This window comes from Microbacterium sp. AG1240, from assembly GCF_003635115.1.
GTDB lineage: Bacteria > Actinomycetota > Actinomycetes > Actinomycetales > Microbacteriaceae > Microbacterium.
Genome location: NZ_RBXJ01000001.1, coordinates 150736 through 167905, shown reverse-complemented (window position 1 = coordinate 167905; position 17170 = coordinate 150736). Strand labels below are relative to the sequence as shown.

General features: G+C 70.8%; 14 protein-coding genes. 8 read left to right on the top strand and 6 right to left on the bottom strand.

All coding sequences use genetic code 11. From position 1 onward, the window contains the following. Window positions 1-72: 72 nt before the first annotated feature. Together DEU34_RS16065 and DEU34_RS00795 are read left to right on the top strand one after the other, a co-directional pair. The gene (locus DEU34_RS16065) at window positions 73-774 is read left to right on the top strand and encodes a hypothetical protein (protein ID WP_147423977.1); all 702 of its coding nucleotides are present in this window, start codon (window positions 73-75) and stop codon (window positions 772-774) included. Then, on the top strand, window positions 771-1331 hold the full coding sequence (locus DEU34_RS00795; protein ID WP_121147938.1) for a hypothetical protein: 561 nt from the start codon (window positions 771-773) through the stop codon (window positions 1329-1331). The genes DEU34_RS16065 and DEU34_RS00795 overlap by 4 nt, the downstream gene beginning before the upstream one ends. Window positions 1332-1708: 377 nt before the next feature. Here the strand turns inward: DEU34_RS00795 and DEU34_RS00790 are convergent, their stop codons facing one another. After that, on the bottom strand, window positions 1709-3091 hold the full coding sequence (locus DEU34_RS00790) for a hypothetical protein (protein WP_259459986.1): 1383 nt from the start codon (window positions 3089-3091) through the stop codon (window positions 1709-1711). A gap of 146 nt (window positions 3092-3237) precedes the next feature. Between DEU34_RS00790 and DEU34_RS00785 the strand changes: the two genes are divergently transcribed. After that, complete coding sequence (locus tag DEU34_RS00785; RefSeq protein ID WP_121147936.1) at window positions 3238-5592, top strand: transglutaminase domain-containing protein; 2355 nt, start codon at window positions 3238-3240, stop codon at window positions 5590-5592. Window positions 5593-5606: 14 nt separating this feature from the next. Here DEU34_RS00785 and DEU34_RS00780 read toward each other — a convergent pair whose 3' ends face one another. Beyond that, window positions 5607-6164, bottom strand: a complete 558-nt coding sequence (locus DEU34_RS00780) for an acyl-CoA thioesterase (protein WP_121147934.1) — start codon at window positions 6162-6164, stop codon at window positions 5607-5609. A gap of 209 nt (window positions 6165-6373) precedes the next feature. On the opposite strand from DEU34_RS00780, the gene DEU34_RS00775 reads away from it, so the two are divergent. Continuing rightward, a complete protein-coding gene (locus DEU34_RS00775) occupies window positions 6374-6892 on the top strand; it encodes a GNAT family N-acetyltransferase (RefSeq protein WP_116648059.1) in 519 nt (172 codons plus the stop codon). 1 nt (window position 6893) lies between these two features. Further along, entirely contained in the window at window positions 6894-7658 is a 765-nt protein-coding gene (gene cofE / locus DEU34_RS00770) for a coenzyme F420-0:L-glutamate ligase (RefSeq protein WP_121147932.1), read from the top strand. Between the two features lie 78 nt (window positions 7659-7736). Here cofE and DEU34_RS00765 read toward each other — a convergent pair whose 3' ends face one another. The 3 genes from DEU34_RS00765 to DEU34_RS00755 form a co-directional block, all read right to left on the bottom strand. Next, window positions 7737-9506 (bottom strand): gamma-glutamyltransferase family protein, encoded by a 1770-nt coding sequence (locus DEU34_RS00765; RefSeq protein WP_121147930.1) that lies wholly within the window; start codon window positions 9504-9506, stop codon window positions 7737-7739. Then, window positions 9503-10453 carry a cytochrome b/b6 domain-containing protein gene (locus DEU34_RS00760; RefSeq protein ID WP_259459985.1) on the bottom strand — a complete coding sequence of 317 codons (951 nt, stop codon included), beginning with the start codon at window positions 10451-10453 and terminating at the stop codon, window positions 9503-9505. The genes DEU34_RS00765 and DEU34_RS00760 overlap by 4 nt, the downstream gene beginning before the upstream one ends. A 100-nt stretch (window positions 10454-10553) precedes the next feature. Then, window positions 10554-11096 (bottom strand): TetR/AcrR family transcriptional regulator, encoded by a 543-nt coding sequence (locus DEU34_RS00755; protein WP_220659906.1) that lies wholly within the window; start codon window positions 11094-11096, stop codon window positions 10554-10556. A 68-nt stretch (window positions 11097-11164) separates the two neighbouring features. Here DEU34_RS00755 and DEU34_RS00750 point away from each other — a divergent pair, with 68 nt between their 5' ends. Both DEU34_RS00750 and DEU34_RS00745 read left to right on the top strand, forming a co-directional pair. After that, entirely contained in the window at window positions 11165-11842 is a 678-nt protein-coding gene (locus tag DEU34_RS00750; protein WP_183042292.1) for a DsbA family protein, read from the top strand. A gap of 101 nt (window positions 11843-11943) precedes the next feature. After that, window positions 11944-12378 carry a nuclear transport factor 2 family protein gene (locus DEU34_RS00745; RefSeq protein WP_121147921.1) on the top strand — a complete coding sequence of 145 codons (435 nt, stop codon included), beginning with the start codon at window positions 11944-11946 and terminating at the stop codon, window positions 12376-12378. Between the two features lie 5 nt (window positions 12379-12383). On the opposite strand, the gene DEU34_RS00740 is transcribed toward DEU34_RS00745, so the two are convergent. Beyond that, window positions 12384-13157 (bottom strand): enoyl-CoA hydratase-related protein, encoded by a 774-nt coding sequence (locus DEU34_RS00740; protein WP_121147919.1) that lies wholly within the window; start codon window positions 13155-13157, stop codon window positions 12384-12386. Between the two features lie 197 nt (window positions 13158-13354). On the opposite strand from DEU34_RS00740, the gene DEU34_RS00735 reads away from it, so the two are divergent. Then, complete coding sequence (locus DEU34_RS00735) at window positions 13355-17143, top strand: choice-of-anchor I family protein (protein ID WP_121147916.1); 3789 nt, start codon at window positions 13355-13357, stop codon at window positions 17141-17143. The last annotated feature ends 27 nt before the right edge of the window (window positions 17144-17170 follow it).

The window sequence follows — 17170 nt, the reverse complement described above, 5'->3', positions numbered from 1 at the left end:
CCGGCGGCCCGCCGGGGCGATCCGCACAGTTCGCGCGGCCGTGCGCGGGCCACCCCGCCCTATGCTGTGCTCGTGACCGAGCCGTCATCCGCAACGACACCGCCTGAGGGCGCGATCGAGCCGGATGCTGCGGGCCGCCGTCGCTACCGATGGATCCACGCTGTGACGGACCGGGTTCCCACGGGGTGGTTCGCCGGCATCCTCACCGCGGCATTCCTCGGCGTCACCGCCGCCTTCGGCGGCCTGTCGGCCGTCGCGGCCCCTCCCGTCGCGCAGTTGCGCGCGGGAGACGCCCACGAGAACGACCAGTTCGCCATCACGATCGAACGCGCGGTGCTCATCGACGACCTGGCGGAGGCGGGGATCACCGTCGAACCCGGCGAGCGCGTGCTCGCCGTGATCCTGACGGCCGAGAACGTCTGGACGCGGGCCCTGCCTTCCACGGGCACCTCGGGCGTGCAGGCGGCCGTGCGGGCCCGGTCGATCGGGGAGGACGGCGCCGCCGCATCCGTCGCGCGCCTGGACGACGCGGTCGGCTCTCCCTGGCTCCAGCCGCGGGTCCCGGCCGAGCTCGTTCTGACCTGGGCCGTCGCCGACGACGCTCTCGCCGGCGGCGACGAGATCACCCTCGACCTGCGCGATCTGACGCTGCGGGAGGGGGCCCTCGTGATCGACGGCGAGTACTGGGACTCCCCGATCACCGCGGCGCACCTCACGGTCGAGGTGCGCGACGTCGGGTCGGGCGTGACCGACGAGACGGCGGGCGAACGATGAGGCCCTGGCTCGTCTGGACGGTCGGGCTCGCGCTCGTCGTCGTCGCCTGGGGGATCGTGCAGCTCACCCCCGATGAAGACATCGCGACGTCGCCCTTCGTCGTCACCGCACCGATCGGCGAGGAGGCCGCGCTGACCACCTTCACCGTGGCCGTGACGGACGCCCGGATCGGGGAGGCGGCCGTCGCCCGCGGGTGGCGGGCCGACGGCACGTGGCTCGTCGTCGACCTGGAGATGACGGGGCGCGGGCAGGAACGCGACGCGCTGATGCGCCCTGCCGCGCTCCTCAACGCGACGTTCATCGTCGACGGGCTGACCTACCGGGCGAGCGAGCGCCCCGCGTCGCTGATCGGCACCCAGCCGGTCGTGGACATCGCCCGCGTGGGCAGCCTGGCGTTCGAACTGCCCCCCGACGTGGTGGGGCAGACCGGGATGCTGCGGATCTCCGGCGATAGCGACACCCGTCTGGCACAGGTCGTCGAGGTGCCGATAGACCTCGCGTCGCTCGATGAGGAGCCGGAGGTCGAGCTGCTGCGCGACGGGTGGGCCGAGCGATGACCCGCCGATGGTGGCGCCGCAACGCGCTCGCCCTCGCCGTCGTCGCCGTGCTGGCCCCCGCGACGGGTCTCGTGATCATCGGGAACGAGTGGTGGGGCACCTATCAGGCGGCGCCCGTCTTCCCCACGACCGTCGACCCGGGAGAGGAGATCTCGCACGCCGGCGCGACCTGGGGGCCGGCGACCGTTCGCGTGCGACCGGGCGATCCCGACGTCGACCTCCCGGAGGGGACGACGGCGTACGTCGTGGAGGTCCCCGTCGACCCCGACTCCGCACCGGTGGCGTGCTCGACGCCGACGCTCCGGGAACTCCAGGGCCCCCGGAGGCAGTGGGACGACGCCGTCTCGTACGTCGACTGGGACTACGAACGGCCGACGCTATGCGATTCCGAGGCGGTCGGGCCGTTCACCATCGCCGTCCCGTTCCTCGTACCCGACGATGCCGTCGGTCCGTTCGGCGTCGACGTCGTGCTGGCGGACGAGCTCCTGGGCTTCCTCCGATTCGTCGTCTCGCCCTGACGCGACGACGGGCGCACCGATGAGGGCGCCGATCGTGGCATCGTAGGCGGAGGCGACCAGAGCCGCGCGCACCGTCTCCACGATGAGAACGACGACCGTGAACACGGTCGACGCGGCGATCACCCAGAAGGCGTCGAAGTCCTGGGGGCCGACCGCTCTGGTGATCCCGAACCGCAGCCAGCGCTCACCGAGGATGAGCACCGCGTAGGCGAGCACGTAGCCGCCGATGAGGATCGGACCGCTGCGCCACATCACCACGACCGCGCGCCAGAGCGGGCGGAAGCGGTCGCCGACCCCCGCCCCGATGTCGGTGAGACGCCGGCGCAGGCGCTGAGGCACCGTGACGTACCGCGTGCGCGCCCGCTCGATCAGTCGTCCCCGCCAGGCGATGCCCTGCGGAGAGACGGCCTGGCCGTAGATCACGCCCGCGATCGTGAGCCAGGCGAGCGGTACGAGCAGCACGGCCCCCGCCTGTCCGATCAGCCACTCGACGCCGTCCCAGGCCCAGCCGAGCGGCGCGAAGAGATCACCGAGCCACCCGCGCAGATCGCCGAGCCAGGCGATGGCCTGGCGCGAATCGACCCAGCCCGAGAACTGCGCCAGAGCCTCGCCCACGAAGTAGACGGCGAGGAACACCCACAGGGCCTCGAGGTACGCCGCCGCGACCGAGGTCCACCGCGGCAGCCTGTGCTGCCAGCGCTTCCATGCCCAGCGGGCCGCGAAGGCGGTCACGACGACCGCGATCGTCCACGGTTCCCACGTGAGCTGGTCGACCGTGCCGGAGGTGTCGACCTCGACCGCCGCCCCGGTGCCGAGCAACGATTCGGCGAGGCCGACCATCTCTCGTGAGCTCTTCACGGCGAGCGCCGATTGCAGATAGGTCGCGACGTCGTCGCGGAGGAACCCGAGCACCGCGTACACCGCGAAGAACGGCAGGATCGACGCCAGCAGCGCATCGCGGAACGATCTCAGCCGCGCCGCGCGCTCGACGGGTGCCGGGGCTATCGCGCCCAGCCGGGGCAGCCCGTCCCTGAGCACGAGGAACATCGCGACGACGCTGACGAGCTTGGCGAGGATGGCCACCGGCAGCAGCAGCAATCCGCCCAGGGCGCTGTATCCGCCGACGAAGCCGGCGACCTCGAGCCCGATGTAGCGCCCGAGCGTGCCGGCCAGGAACCAGGCGACCAGCGCCGGCCAGTGGGCGAGGAGGAGCCTCCCGGTGAGGACCACGACCTGGCGCACGGTCTCACCGTAGCCGTCAGGGAGGGTTCGGTCCCAGATGCGCGGGGCGGACGTTTCGTCACGGGGACGCGGTCGTCTCTATCCTGGGTCTCGGTTATCAGGTGTCGGGTGCCCGACGCCGCTCGAGGATTCTTCTTGGGGGTCGCGTGTTCGCGCTCGTTCTTTCGTGGGGCGGGGCCGTTCTGGCCCTCCTCGTCTTCATCGTCGCCGTCCTACTGCTGGTTCTCGGGTTTCGGCGCCTGCGCGCCCGCCGCGACCCGGATGCCTCGACGACTGCGGCAGACCCGGAGGTGCTCCCGAGCCCGGAGCACCCGCAGTACGACCCGGCGAACCCCCACTACCGCGACGGCCACCAGTACGTCGACGGCGCGTGGGTGCAGGTGCAGGCGTGGGATTCCGCATCCCGCCAGTGGTTCGTCCACGGCGTGGACAGCGCCGGCGCCCCCACCGCGCGGGCGGTGGGGGTGACCGCGGATGCTCCTTCTCGCGCCCACGGTCGCGGCGCCGTCGCGATGCTCACGATCGGCGGACTGCTCGCCGTCGCCGCCGTGCCCCTCGGGCTCGTCAGCGTGTCCCCACTCGTCGGATCCGTCGCCGCAGCGGGAGGACTCCCCACCGAGATCGTCCACGAGGACGCCGCCTACAGGTACACCGCCCCCACCGAGATCGACGCCGACCAATCCCTGCGTTACGAGTTCCGCGTCGACGACGACGCCTTCGCGGAGGAGGCGTACGAGAACAACGTCATCAACAACGGCATGGTGGCCGCCTTCTTCGACTCGGGCCTGACGTTGCTCGCCGACTACCGCGCCGACTCCGACTTCGTCGACAACTCGGTCACACTCGTCCCCAAGGAGCCCGGCAACATCGACGACAGCGCCACGCTCTTCGGAGGGGCGACCGGTTCCTGGGCCCCGCTGGACGCCCTCTACCTCGTCCAGTACATCGACCGCGACGGGAACGCCTACGACAAACCGATCGTGACACGCGCGCAGATCCGCAAGCACGACACCGCCCCCGCGACACCCGAGGTGCAGTACGCCCCCACGGCGGACGGCTACCTCGACCTGACCTGGACGGCGGTCCCCGGCGCGGAGTCGTACTCGATCGTCTTCACGCGGCAGAGCGACCGCGGCGGGAACACCTACACGGTGCTCGGCACGGTCGACGCGTCGGCCACGACCTGGTCCAGCCGCGGAGCGGTGCCGGAGGACTGCTACTTCGTCGGCGCCGCCGACACCGTGCAGAACTGCGCACTGGCCCCCGTGTACCAGGCCGCGAGCGAGGGTCTCGCAACCGGCTACGGGGTGGTCGCCCTCGCCGCCGACGGAACCCCCTCGTTCATGCAGCGGTTCGACGCCACGGCTCTGAACGACTCCCTCCCCGGCGAGGTGGCGATCGAGCGGCCCGTCGGCACGACGACGTGGTACAGCGGCGCCCCCGAGTCGTTCCCCACTCGCGCGCGGGCGGTGACGGTGGGCGGCACGCAGGCCCAGGTCCCGCTCCAGTTCGACCGAGCCGAGCGGAACGAGTCGGGGACGACCGGGTGGATCTACGCCCGCGCGGCCGGCACGGCGGCCACCGTGCGACTCGGCTGGGACGGCATCGACGGCTCGTGGGACGCATTCGTCGAGGGGGTGCGCTCCCGTCTGGACTCCGCGACGCCCGAGAAGGCGGGTCTCGTGAACGCGTCGTTCCTGGAGGTCGCCGAACCCCTCCCCGCCGACATCCCGATCTCGCGCGAGCGTCCGGTCGTCGACTTCCCGGTTCCGGACGAGTTCGGCGAGATCGGCGAGTACGTGGCAGCGAACCTCATCGCGGGGAACCGGCGCATCGACATGGACGCGGTCGCCAACCCGTTCTCGGACCGCGAGCTCGTGGAGGCCGTGATCTCGCAGACGCCGTACGCCTACGTCGGGCAGTACTCCTTCGCGTCGGTCGACGGCCGCACCGTGCTCGAGGTGAGTTACGACCTCGAGCCCGATGCGATGCGCGACCTGCAGGAACGCACGCGCGAGAAGGCGAGGGCCGTGGTGGCCGAGGTGGTCCGCGAGGGGATGAGCGAGCGCGACATCGCCCTCGCCCTGAACGACTGGATGACCGGGAACGCCGTCTACGATTACGCGGCGTTCGAGAACGTCGCTCCCAACCCGTCCCTGGCGCGCGATCCCGAGTACGCGCACGCATGGCGCCCGGACGGCGTACTCCTCGCGGGCACCGCGGTGTGCGGCGGGTACGCCGAGACGTTCAAGGTGCTCTCGGACGAAGCCGGCCTCGACACCGTCTACGTGCTGGGGATGGTCGGAACGGTCGGCCACGCGTGGAACAAGACGTACTGGGACGGGCAGTGGTGGGTCATCGACACGACCTGGAACGACACCACCCCGGCCAACGAGCTGTTCGCGATCTCCGACGCGGAAGCTCTGGACCGCTGGGAGCACGAACTGTCCCCGTCACGATGGACGATCCCCTCGATGGTCGCCCAGTACGCGACCCCGTAACCGGCGGCGGGGGTTCAGTCCCAGACGCTGGGGGCGGGGCGCTTCGTGGAGGGCAGAGCGGATGCTGCGGCCCACTCGTGCAGCCAGGGCGCGACCTCGGGGAGCCCCTCCGGGCGTCCGATGGCGGCGAACAGCTCCTCGTGGGGAACGGTGCCGCCCGAGCGACGCAGCATCCGTGCCCGGATGATCGCCTGCGCGTAGATCTCACCGTCGACGACCGCGCGGTGCTCGAGGAAGAAGGCACGGTCGTCGTGCCCGATGAAGCGGGTCTCGATGATGAAGCTCTGCCAGAGGTTCAGCGACTTCCGGAAGGTGATCGTCTCGTTCGACACGACCGCGTACCACCCCTGCGCGCGGGTCGCGTCGGCCAGGCCCGTGCGGATGAGGAGATCCCAGCGTCCGAGGTCGAACAGCGAGAGATAGCGGCCGTTGTTCATGTGGCGCAGCAGGTCGATGTCGGTCGGGAGCGTGCGTACGCGGATGCGGCTGATCGCCGTGGCGGCCAGGGGGCGCCGCAGCCGGTGCAGCCGCGCGCGGAGGATGACGATGAGGGTGCGCCAGAGGACATTCACGAGGCGCGATCGTACCGACCCGACGGCGATCTCGCGCTCTCGTTCGTGGATGACCTACAAAGCGCAGGCCTTTTCGTCGGCGAACTCCGCCAGGGCGCGCGGGCTTTCGATCGACGCGAGGGCCCCCGCGCGCACGAAGCCCGCGCCCGGACGGAAAGCCCGCGTCCGGCCGATTTCCGAGCCTTCGGGCTCACGCGTAGAGTCTGCTCATGGCACCCGAAACACCTATCGAGATCCAGCGCGACATCGTCGTCCGCCCGGTTCGCGACGTGGACGCCGAGGCCCTCGGGCGCGTCCACGCGACGTGCTGGCACGAGACCTACGACCACCTGATCAGCAAGGCCGCGCTCGAGCGCGTGTCGGCTCGCCGCATGGCCGAGCTCTGGACGCACTGGGCGTCGCAGGGCGAGGACTACCGCATGCGCGCAGCCCTCGTCGACGGCGTCATCGTCGGATTCGTCGGCTCCGGTCCGTCGCGCGACGAGGATGCACCCCGCGCCCGCGAGTTGTTCTTCATCTACCTGCTCGACGCCTGGCACGGCACCGGCATCGGACAGCAGCTGTTCGACGCCGCCGTCGAGCCCGGCGAGGAGCTCTACCTCTGGGTCGCCGAAGACAATCCCCGCGCCCACCGCTTCTGGGTCCGCAACGGCTTCACCCTCGACGGCGCCTCGCACACCGAGCCCTTCCTCGGCGAGACGCTCACCGAGGTGCGCTTCGTCCGCTGACGTGCTGCAGCTCTGGGCCCTCGACGGCATCGGCGAGATCACGCCGGGAGTCGACCTCGTCGACGTGATCGCCGCCGCCGCCGGCGGCGAGCTGCGCGACGGCGACATCCTCGTCGTGACGAGCAAGATCGTCTCGAAGGCGGAGGGCCGCATCATCGACGCCGACGATCGCGAAGACGCGATCACCGCCGAGACGGTCAGGGTCGTCGCGACCCGCACCTCGGCGACCGGGCACACCACCCGCATCGTCGAGAACCGCCTCGGCATGGTCTCGGCCGCGGCCGGGGTCGACGCGAGCAACACTCCCGCGGGCACGGTGCTGCTCCTCCCCGAAGATCCGGATGCGTCGGCCCGGCGTCTGGCCGAGGGACTGCGCGCACGCACCGGCGCGCTCGTCGGCGTGCTGGTCTCCGACACGCTCGGACGCGCGTGGCGGGAGGGGCAGACCGACTCCGCGATCGGCGCCGGCGGCGTGCACGTCTTCGAAGACCTCCGCGGACAGACGGATGCCGAGGGCCGGTCGCTCGTGGTGACGATGCCCTGCGTCGCCGACGAGATCGCCGCCGCCGCGGATCTCGTCAAGGGCAAGGCATCGCGCCGCCCCGTGGCCGTGGTGCGGGGGCGCGCCGATCTCGTGGGCGGGCTCGACCTCCCGGGCGCGCGGTCGATCGTGCGCCCCGGCGAACGCGACATGTTCCGCCAGGGCGCCGACGAGGCCTACGCCGACGGATTCGCCGCGGGCGCCGCATCCGTCCCGCAACCCTGAGCGCGAGACCGCTGCACCGCGGCGAGACCCCCGCAGAATGTCGGGGTCTCGGCGGGCGGATCGGGTCTCGCGGTCAGCTCAGCGCCCGGCGGCGTAGCCCTGCATGCCGCGCGGGTTCGCCGCGGCGATCAGCATGCCGTCCTCGCGGATGCCGGCGGCGCTGAGACGACCGAGCGACCACGGCCCCGACACGGTCACGTCGTGGCCGCGCTCGCGCAGCTCGGCCACCACGGCGTCGCCGACGCGGTCCTCGACCACGACACCGCGCGGCTCCGAGTCCCGCGGGTAGAACGACGACGGCATGTGCGTCGAGTGCCAGTTCGCCGCGTCGATCGACTCCTGGAGATTCATGCCGTGCACGAGGTGGTTCAGCAGGAACGCCACCGGCCACTGGTCCTGCTGGTCTCCGCCGGGGGTTCCGAACGCCAGGTACGGACGCCCGTCGCGCAGCAGCAGCCCGGGGCTCAGGGTCGTGCGCGGGCGCTTGCGCGGCGCGATGGAGTTCGCCAGACCCTGCTCGATCCAGAACATCTGGGCGCGTGTCGGCAACGAGAACCCGAGACCGGGGATGACCGGGGAGCTCTGCAGCCATCCCCCGCTCGGCGTCGCGGCGACGACGTTGCCCCACCGGTCGACGACGTCGAGGTGGCAGGTGTCGCCGCGGGTGAGGCCGTCGCGGGCGACGGTCGGCTCGCCGATACCGGCCGTTCCGGTCTGCGGGGCCGCCACCTCGCGCGGCAGAACCGGCGTGCGTCCGCCCGGCCTCCCCGGGTGCTGGCCGTCCGCCGCTCGTGGTCCGACGAGCCCGGCACGTTCACGGGCGTAGCCGTCGGAGAGGAGGGCGGCCAGCGGAACATCGACGAAGTCGGGGTCGCCGTAGTAGGCCTCGCGATCGGCGAACGCGAGCTTCGCCGTCTCGATCACCGCGTGCACCGTCTGCGCCGAACCGGGCGCGCCGAGGTCTTGGTGGGCGAGCATCGCGAGCTGCTGGAGCAGCACGGGGCCCTGCCCCCAGGGGCCTGTCTTCGCGACGGTGACGCCGGCGAACTCGATGGTCGCCGGGGCCTCCCAGGTCGGCTCCCACGATGCGAGGTCGTCGGCGCGAAGCAGGCCCGCGTGGTCGCGGCCGCTCGAATCGCGCACCGGGTGCCGCATCCAGGCGTCGACCGCGTCGGCGACGAAGCCTCGGTAGAACGTGTCGCGCGCTCGCGCGATCACGCGCTCGCGCGACCCGCCGCCGGCGCTCGCCTCGCGCACGATGCGTTCGAGCGTGTCGGCGAGAGCGGGATTGCGGAACCGGGCGCGCGGCGACGGGGGCATCCCGCCGGCAAGGTAGATCTCGGCCGACGTCGGCCAGTGCGCAGCGAACAGCTCGGCGACCGTGCCGATGGTGGCGACCGCCTGCGGGATGAGCGGGTACCCCTCGCGCGCGTAGCCGATCGCGAATCGCGTGATGCGCTCGAGGGGCAGCGATCCGTGGCGCTCGAGCATCGACATCCAGGCCCCGAACGCGCCGGGGACGACCGCCGCCAGGTGCCCGGTGCCCGGAACCACGCCGAGTCCGAGCGCGGTGAAGGCCGAGTGGTCGGCCGCCGCCGGCGCCGTGCCCTGCCCGCACAGCACCCAGGGTCGGCCGGAGGCGACGTCGAAGCCGATGATGGGCGCGTCGCCGCCGAGTCCGTTCAAGTGCGGCTCGACCACGTGCAGAACCAGGCCGGCCGCCGCGGCCGCGTCGAAGGCGTTGCCGCCCTCCTCGAGCACGGCCATGCCGGCCGCCGACGCCAGCCAGTGCGTCGAGGCCACCATGCCGAACGTGCCGACGAGCTCGGGCCGTGTCGTGAGCGTCATCGGGCGCGCCCCTGCGTCGGCACCGGCACGACCCGCACGTCGCCGAAGAGGCGAGCGATCGGAACGAGCACCGCCGGGCGGGCAGCGACCCACCCCGCTGCCAGCGCCACCAGGGATGCGACGAAGATCGCGAAGCCCGTCCAATTCACCGTGTCCTGTGACGCGTACATGTGGTTCAGGTTACGCAGCGCACCGGTGGCGAAGACCAGCGCGACGTGGACGGCGATGAAGATGAGGAAGTAGATCATCGTCCAGACGTGCACCCGCCGCGCCGCATCGAACGGGAGCAGCCGGTTCAGTCGATCGGCGGTGCGGGGCCAGAACATGCTCAGACGCGCCCCGGTGACGATGGCCGCGGGGGCGGCGATGAATACGGTCGTGAAGTAGAAGAGCTGCTGCAGGCTGTTGTAGTTCACCCAGCCGTTATGGGTCGGCCAGTCGAGGGCGGCGTACTGCAGGCCCGCGGCGAGCGCATTCGGGAAGACCTCCCACGAGGTCGGCACGATCTTCATCCACTGACCGGTGGCGAACAGGAGAACGACGTACAGCACGCCGTTGGCGATCCAGAGCACGTCGAGCGCGAGATGGAACCACACCGTCAGGCTCATCTTGCGCCGCTTCTCGCCGCGCGGCGACCAGAAGGCGATGGGCCGCTTCTGCCTGCGCACCTGCCAGCCCGAACGGATGATGAGCACGATCAGGAACGTGTTGAAGAAGTGCTGCCAGCCCAGCCAGGCCGGAATGCCGACCGGCGCGCCGTCGGGCAGTGGGTACTCGCCGGGATGCTGCGTCACGAACGCCCGCACGGGATCGAGCGAGACCAGCGCGCGGGCGCCGACGACGACCAGCGCCGCCAGCACGACGAGGCCGATGATCCCGACGACGCTCGCGCCGACCCACTGCCGCCGGGTGAAGCGCATCCGGCGCGCGCCGGGGGGAGCATTCACCCCCGGACGATCAGCCGCTGCCACAGTCCGATTCTAGGAAAGGTGGATGCTGCGCCCGACCGGATGCGCCCCCGATCGAACGACCGTCGCCGGCCGCGGACTACCGGCGGATGCCGTCCAGGGCGAGGCCGAGCAGCCTCTCGGCGTACTCGACGGGGTCGGGCGCGGTCCGGGAGCCGAGCGACAGGGAGTTCACGAGTGCGAGGAGGTCGAGAGCCGACACCGTGGCGGAGACCTCACCGCTCTCGAGCGCGCGCGCGTGCAGGGAACCGGCCGTGGAGATCAGCATCGTCTCGCACGCACTCGTCGCCGGGTCGGGTACGGTGCCGAGGATGAGGGCATCCGCGACGCCCCGGGTCGAAGCACTGAACCGCGCCAGTTCGCGAAGCCATGCTTCCAGCGCCTCGCCCGCCCCCATGCGGGCGCTGAGCACATCGGCGTGCTCGCAGATCGTCGTGATGCGGTCGACGAAGACGGCTTGGAGAAGCGCGCGGCGGGTGCGGAACCGCCGATGCAGGGTGGCCGATCCCACGCCGGCGTTACGGGCGATGTCCTCGAGCGAGGCGTCTGCACCGACGCGCTCCACCTCGACCGCGGCCGCTCGAACGATCGCGTCGTAGTTGCGTTGGGCGTCAGCTCGCATGGGGCTCCTTCGCGCCGTCCCGACGGAGACGTTGACAAGTGGGGGCATCCACCACTTATATTAATGGGGTGATACCCCATTTTAGCGATGACGACGAGACCGGCAAGACGCGCGGCGGCCCCGCGATCAGGATCGAGGTGTGGTCGGACGTGCAGTGCGTCTGGTGCTACGTCGGCGACGCCCGCCTCCGACGCGCCGTGGAGGCGTTCCCCGGAGAGGTCGAGATAGTGCATCGGTCCTTCGAACTCCAGCCCGGCTTCCCCTCCGAGGTCGACGCGACGGAGTATCTGCGAGAGAACCGCGGCATGGACGCGGCCGAACAGGAACGGGTCTTCTCGCAGATGAAAGCCGTCGCCGCCGCCGAGGGCCTGCGGTACGAGCCGCAGTCGATCCGGCCCACGAACTCGCACCTGGCTCTGGAGATGCTCCACTACGCACAGGCCCAGGGTGTCCGCCGACGAATGAGCGACCGCCTCTACCGCGCGTATTTCGTCGAGGGGCGCCACCTCGGGTCGGTCGATGCGCTCGTCGAGCTGGCCGGCGATGCGGGCCTGGACCCCGAGAGGGCGCGCGCTGCTCTGACGGCCGGCACCTACCGGGCCGCCGTCGACCTCGACGCCGAGACCGGGCGCGCACTCGGCGCCCGAGGCGTACCTTTCATGGTCGTCGACGACCGGTTCGCCGTCCCGGGCGCGCTCGGCACCGAGGAGCTCACGCAACTCCTCACCCGCGTCGCCGCGGCATGACCGGCTCGATCCCCCTCGCTCTCGTCCCGCAGGCCGCGGCCTGCGTCGATGGCGTCTGCAGAGTCCCCACCCCACCCGAAGACAGAACGGAACACCCTCTCATGAACACGATCACCCCCACCCCGCACGAACGGTTCGAGATCCTCGACCTCGTCCACCGCTATTCGACCGGGATCGACACTCGCGACTGGGCGCTCTTCGCGTCCACGTTCACCGACGACGCCCACGTGGACTTCGGTTTCGCGCAGTGGGAGGGCGCCTCGTCGTTCACCGCCTTCATGCGAGAGACCCACGACCCCGCCGGACGCACGCTCCACCGCATGACGAACACGGTGGTGACCGGGACCGACCCCCTGACCGTCCGCACCTACGGTGATGCCGTCGTCCTGCAACCCGACAACGTCCACGGCACGATCGCCAACGCCTGGTACGACGACGAGATCGTGCGCACCCCCGACGGCCTTCGAATCCGGCGCCGCGTCGTGCACATGATCTCGATGCGCGCCATCGGGCCCAATCTGGTCGCCGAGATGTGACCCGATCAGCGGTGACGGAAGCGCGCCTCGCGCTTCTCGCGGAACGCGGCCATCCCCTCCTTCTGGTCGTCGGTCGCGAACAACGCCGCGAACGCCTGCTTCTCGAAGCGGAGCCCCTCGGCGAGCGGTGTCTCCAGGGCCGCGTCGAGCGCCGCCGTCGCCGCGTACAGGGCGGGGAGGGGCTTGGCCGCGATGCCCTCGGCGATGCCGGCGACCTCGTCGAGCAGCCGGTCGGCCGGCAGCACGCGCGACACGATCCCCGCGCGCTCGGCCTCGGCAGCATCCATGGTCCGCCCGGTGAGGATCAGGTCGGCCGTCTTGTACGACCCAATCGCCCGCGCCAGTCGTTGCGACCCTCCCATGCCGGGAATGACCCCGAGCGTGATCTCGGGCTGGCCGAAGCGCGCGGAGTCGGCGGCGATGACGAGGTCGCACATGAGCGCGAGCTCGCAGCCGCCGCCGAGGGCGTAGCCGGCGACCGCGGCGATCGTGGGCGTGCGCACGGCGGCGAACCGGCTCCACGCCCCGAAGTGGTCGTCCACGATCATCTCGACGGAGGTCTTCGCCTCCATCTCCTTGATGTCGGCACCGGCGGCGAAGGCTTTCGCCGACCCGGTGACGACGATCGCACCGATCCCGGGGTCGGCGTCGAACGCCTCGGCCGCGTCGACGACCTCACGCATGAGCGTCGTGTTCAGGGCGTTGAGGGCGTGAGGACGGTTCAGCGTGATCCAGCCCACGCGTCCGCGGGTCTCGGTGAGGATCGTCTCGTACGTCATGGGGTCCCTTCCGAAGAGCGGATGCTGCGCGCCAGCCCTCCGATCCTCCCCCGGCGCGCTCGCGGAGTCGACCGTCGCCGGATGGTCGTCTCTCGTTCACCTCGCGGTCACCGCGACCGGCGAGGGTCGACGAGACCGGTCTGGAGTTCCACGGAACCGGTGCGTACCCCCGTCTCATCACCTACCCGAGGACACGCATGCCCACGCATTCCTTCCGCCGCGCCGTCGCGTTCACCGCGACCGCCGCAGCGGTGTGCGCGCTCGCCCTGTCGAGTGCCACCGCGGCTTCCGCCGCGATCGTCCCTGCTCCGATCACTCGCAGCGCCGACGGTGCCGCGCTCGCACTGAACCCGATCGGCACCTTCGAATCGGGCGTCTTCGACGAGTCGGCTGCCGAGATCGTGCAGACCTATCGCGACCGCGTCTTCGTCGTCAACGCGCAGGCGGGCTCGGTCAGCGTGCTCGACAACGCCGACCCGACGAAACCGGTCGAGCAGTTCGCTCTCACGTCGGAGGGTGTGGCCAACTCGCTCGCGATCCGTGACGACGGCCTCGGTGTCATCGCTTTCGAGGCGCCGGTGAAGACCGACCCGGGCCACGTCGTCTTCTTCGACGCGAATGCTGCGGATGCAGCATCCGCGGTCCTCGGTGAGATCACCGTCGGGGCCCTTCCCGACATGGTCACCATCTCGAAGGACGGCGCCTACGCCGTCGTCGCCAACGAGGGCGAGCCGGCCGACGACTTCACGACCGATCCCGAGGGATCCGTCGGAGTCATCAAGCTCCCCTCCACCGTCTCGCTGCCGTCGACCGCCGACGCGAAGACGGCGACCTTCCGCGCGTTCGAGCCCGGCGGCACCAAGTCCCTCGACCCGAAGGTGCGTGTCTTCGGCCCGGACGTCGCCGCTCCGGGCCAGGACCCGACGACGCTGTCGACCAACCGCGTGAGCCGCAACCTCGAGCCCGAGTACGTCGCCGTCTCCGGCACGACCGCGTATGTCGCGCTGCAGGAAGCCAACGCCATCGCGGTGGTCGACCTCACCAAGCCCGAGGTCACGAAGATCCTGCCGCTGGGCTTCAAGGACTACGCGAAGAACACCCTCGACGCGAGCGACCGCGACCCCGAAGGGGCCCCCACCTACAACCAGAAGAGCTATGCCGGCTTGTACGGCATGTACATGCCCGACGGCATCAGCTCGTACGTCGCCTCGGACGGCAAGACCTACCTGGTCACCGCCAACGAGGGCGACGGCCGCGAGTGGGGCGACTACAACGAGACCGTCCGGGTGAAGGACCTCGGCAAGAAGGGTCTCGCACCGGTCTGCGCCACCTCGCCCCTCGCATCGAAGCTCGGCGACGCCGATCTGGGTCGCTTGAACGTCACGACCTCGATGGGCCTGAACGCCGACGGCACCTGCTACTCCGAGCTCTATACCTTCGGAGGGCGCTCGTTCTCGGTCTGGTCGACCGACGGCGCGCTGGTCTTCGACTCGGGCAGCCAGTTCGAGCAGGTCACCCATGACGCGAACCCCGCCTTCTTCAACTCCAACCACACGGAGAACAACCTCGAGGGCCGCAGCGACGACAAGGGCCCCGAGCCCGAGAACCTGGTCGTCGGCGTCGTGGACGGCCGAACCTACGCCTTCGTCGGTCTTGAGCGCGTGGGCGGCGTGATGGTCTACGACATCACGACCGCGAGCGCCCCGACCTTCGTCACGTACGTCAACAACCGCGATTTCACCAAGACGCCGGGAACGCCCGGCGCGGGCGACCTCGGCCCCGAGGGTCTCGCCTTCACCTCGGCGCTGCGGTCTCCCACGGGCACGCCCCTGCTGACGATCGGCAACGAGGTCTCCGGAACGACGACGACCTTCGAGGTCGACACTCTCCTCACCGACGACGTGCAGCCCGACGTGCAGGTGCTCACGATCAATGACTTCCACGGCCGGATCGTGCAGGAGGCCGCCAACGGCTACGCCGGCGCGGCGGCACTCACCGGTGCCGTGGACGCGTACCGCGCGCAGAACCCGAACACGCTGTTCGTCTCCGCGGGGGACAACATCGGAGCCTCGGCCTTCGAGTCGTTCATCCAGGACGACCAGCCGACACTCGACGCGTTGAAGGCCGCGAAGCTCGACGTGAGCGCCGTGGGAAACCACGAGTTCGACCAGGGCTTCGATGACATCCAGCGCGTGATCGACACCCTCGGCGGCCCGCAGTACGCGCTCGGCGCCAACGTGTACGAGAAGGGCACCGACACCCCCGCGCTCGAGGAGTACACGGTCGAGACCACCGAGAGCGGCGCGCGCATCGCCTTCATCGGCGTCGTCACCCCGCAGACGCAGACGCTGGTCAACCCGGCCGGTATCGCCGACATCGAGTTCGGCGACATGGGAGAGGCCGTCGACCGTGTCACCGCCGAGATCGTCGCCGCCGATGCGGCCGACGTGGTCGTCGTGCTGGCGCACGACGGTGGAGCGAGCTCGAGCATCGAGGCGCTGCAGGCCGACACCACCTCCGACTTCGGCCGCCTGGTGCACAACCTGCCCGAGGGCGTCGATGCGGTGGTCTCGGGCCACACGCACCAGACGTACGCGGGCGAGGTCGACGGAGTCCCCGTCGTGCAGGCGAACCAGTACGGCACCCGCCTCGGAACCCTCGATATCGACCTCGCCGACGACAACACGCTGGTCTCGATCACTCCCGGCCTCGTGACGCTCTTCGACGCTCCGGTCTCGATGAGCGCTGCCTACCCGAACCTCGAGGTCAACGCGGTCGTCGCCGAGGCGAAAGCCGAAGCCGACATCCTCGGACGGGAGCAGGTCGGAACGATCACCGAGAGCATCAACCGCGCGAAGACGGCGGCCGGCGCCGAAGACCGCGGCGCGTACTCGACGCTCGGCAACACCGTCGCCGACGTGTACCTGTGGGCCACGAGCGAGAACCCCGAGTACGGCGGCACCGACGCCCAGATCGCGTTCATGAACCCGGGCGGCCTCCGCGCCGACCTGGTGCCGGGCGAGAACGGCGCCGTCACCTACCGCGCGGTCGCCAACGTGCAGCCTTTCGGCAACACCCTGGTGACCCTGGAGCTCACCGCCGCGCAGCTGAAGGCCGTGCTCGAAGAGCAGTGGCAGCCGGCGGACTCCAGTCGTCCGAAGCTCGCTCTCGGCGTCTCGGAGGGCTTCTCGTTCGAGTACCTCGAGACCGCGGAGCGCGGGTCGCACATCGGCGCCATCACGCTGAACGGCGAAGAGCTCGACGTGAAGGACACCGCCACGACCTACAAGATCGTGACCAACTCGTTCCTCGCGGCGGGCGGCGACAACTTCACCACGTTCAGGCAGGGCACGGGCGCGGCCGACTCCGGGCAGATCGACCTCGCCGCCACGGTGAACTTCTTCGAGGCGGCTGACGGCCCTGTCGCCCCGTCCCCGGCCGATCGCGCGGTGCTGGTCACCAGCATCGACCCGGTCGAGCCGACCGACCCCGGCACCGGCCCGGAGCTCCCGGGAACGGGCCCCGGCACCACGCCGCCGGCACCGACCAACCCGGGCGGCACTCCGCCCGCGACGGGAACGCAGGTCGGCGGCGACTGGGCCGACGTCACGCTGAGCAACGGCGGACGCGTCGAGCAGGGCCGCACCCTCACGGTGACGGTGTCGGGTCTCGAGCCCGGCCAGCAGATCGCGGCGACGCTGTTCAGCCAGCCGATCGTCGTCGCCGGCATCCCCGCCGCCAGCGCCCAGGGCGTCGCGACCTTCGCGGTCGCGATCCCGGCGGACTTCGACCTCGGGGCGCACCGCCTCGTGATCACGTCCGCGGGCCTGGCCGACATCTCCGTCGGCGTCACCGTCGTCGCACCCGGCGCCCTCGCGGCGACCGGTGCCGAGCTGCCGTGGGGCATCGCGCTGGGGGCGGGCTTCCTGCTGGTCGCCGGAGGCCTGGCCTTCGCCCTGCGTAAGCGCCGCACCGTCGTCGGCTGACACCGGCCGTCTGCCAAGAGGCCCTCA

Bases quoted from the DNA above. Each gene is read 5' to 3' on its own strand.
- DEU34_RS00795 (WP_121147938.1), top strand. From the start codon at position 771: ATGAGGCCCTGGCTCGTCTGGACGGTCGGGCTCGCGCTCGTCGTCGTC.
- DEU34_RS00775 (WP_116648059.1), top strand. From the start codon at position 6,374: ATGGCACCCGAAACACCTATCGAGATCCAGCGCGACATCGTCGTCCGC.
- DEU34_RS00765 (WP_121147930.1), bottom strand. From the start codon at position 9,506: ATGACGCTCACGACACGGCCCGAGCTCGTCGGCACGTTCGGCATGGTG.
- DEU34_RS00755 (WP_220659906.1), bottom strand. From the start codon at position 11,096: ATGCGAGCTGACGCCCAACGCAACTACGACGCGATCGTTCGAGCGGCC.
- DEU34_RS00745 (WP_121147921.1), top strand. From the start codon at position 11,944: ATGAACACGATCACCCCCACCCCGCACGAACGGTTCGAGATCCTCGAC.
- DEU34_RS00740 (WP_121147919.1), bottom strand. From the start codon at position 13,157: ATGACGTACGAGACGATCCTCACCGAGACCCGCGGACGCGTGGGCTGG.
- DEU34_RS00735 (WP_121147916.1), top strand. From the start codon at position 13,355: ATGCCCACGCATTCCTTCCGCCGCGCCGTCGCGTTCACCGCGACCGCC.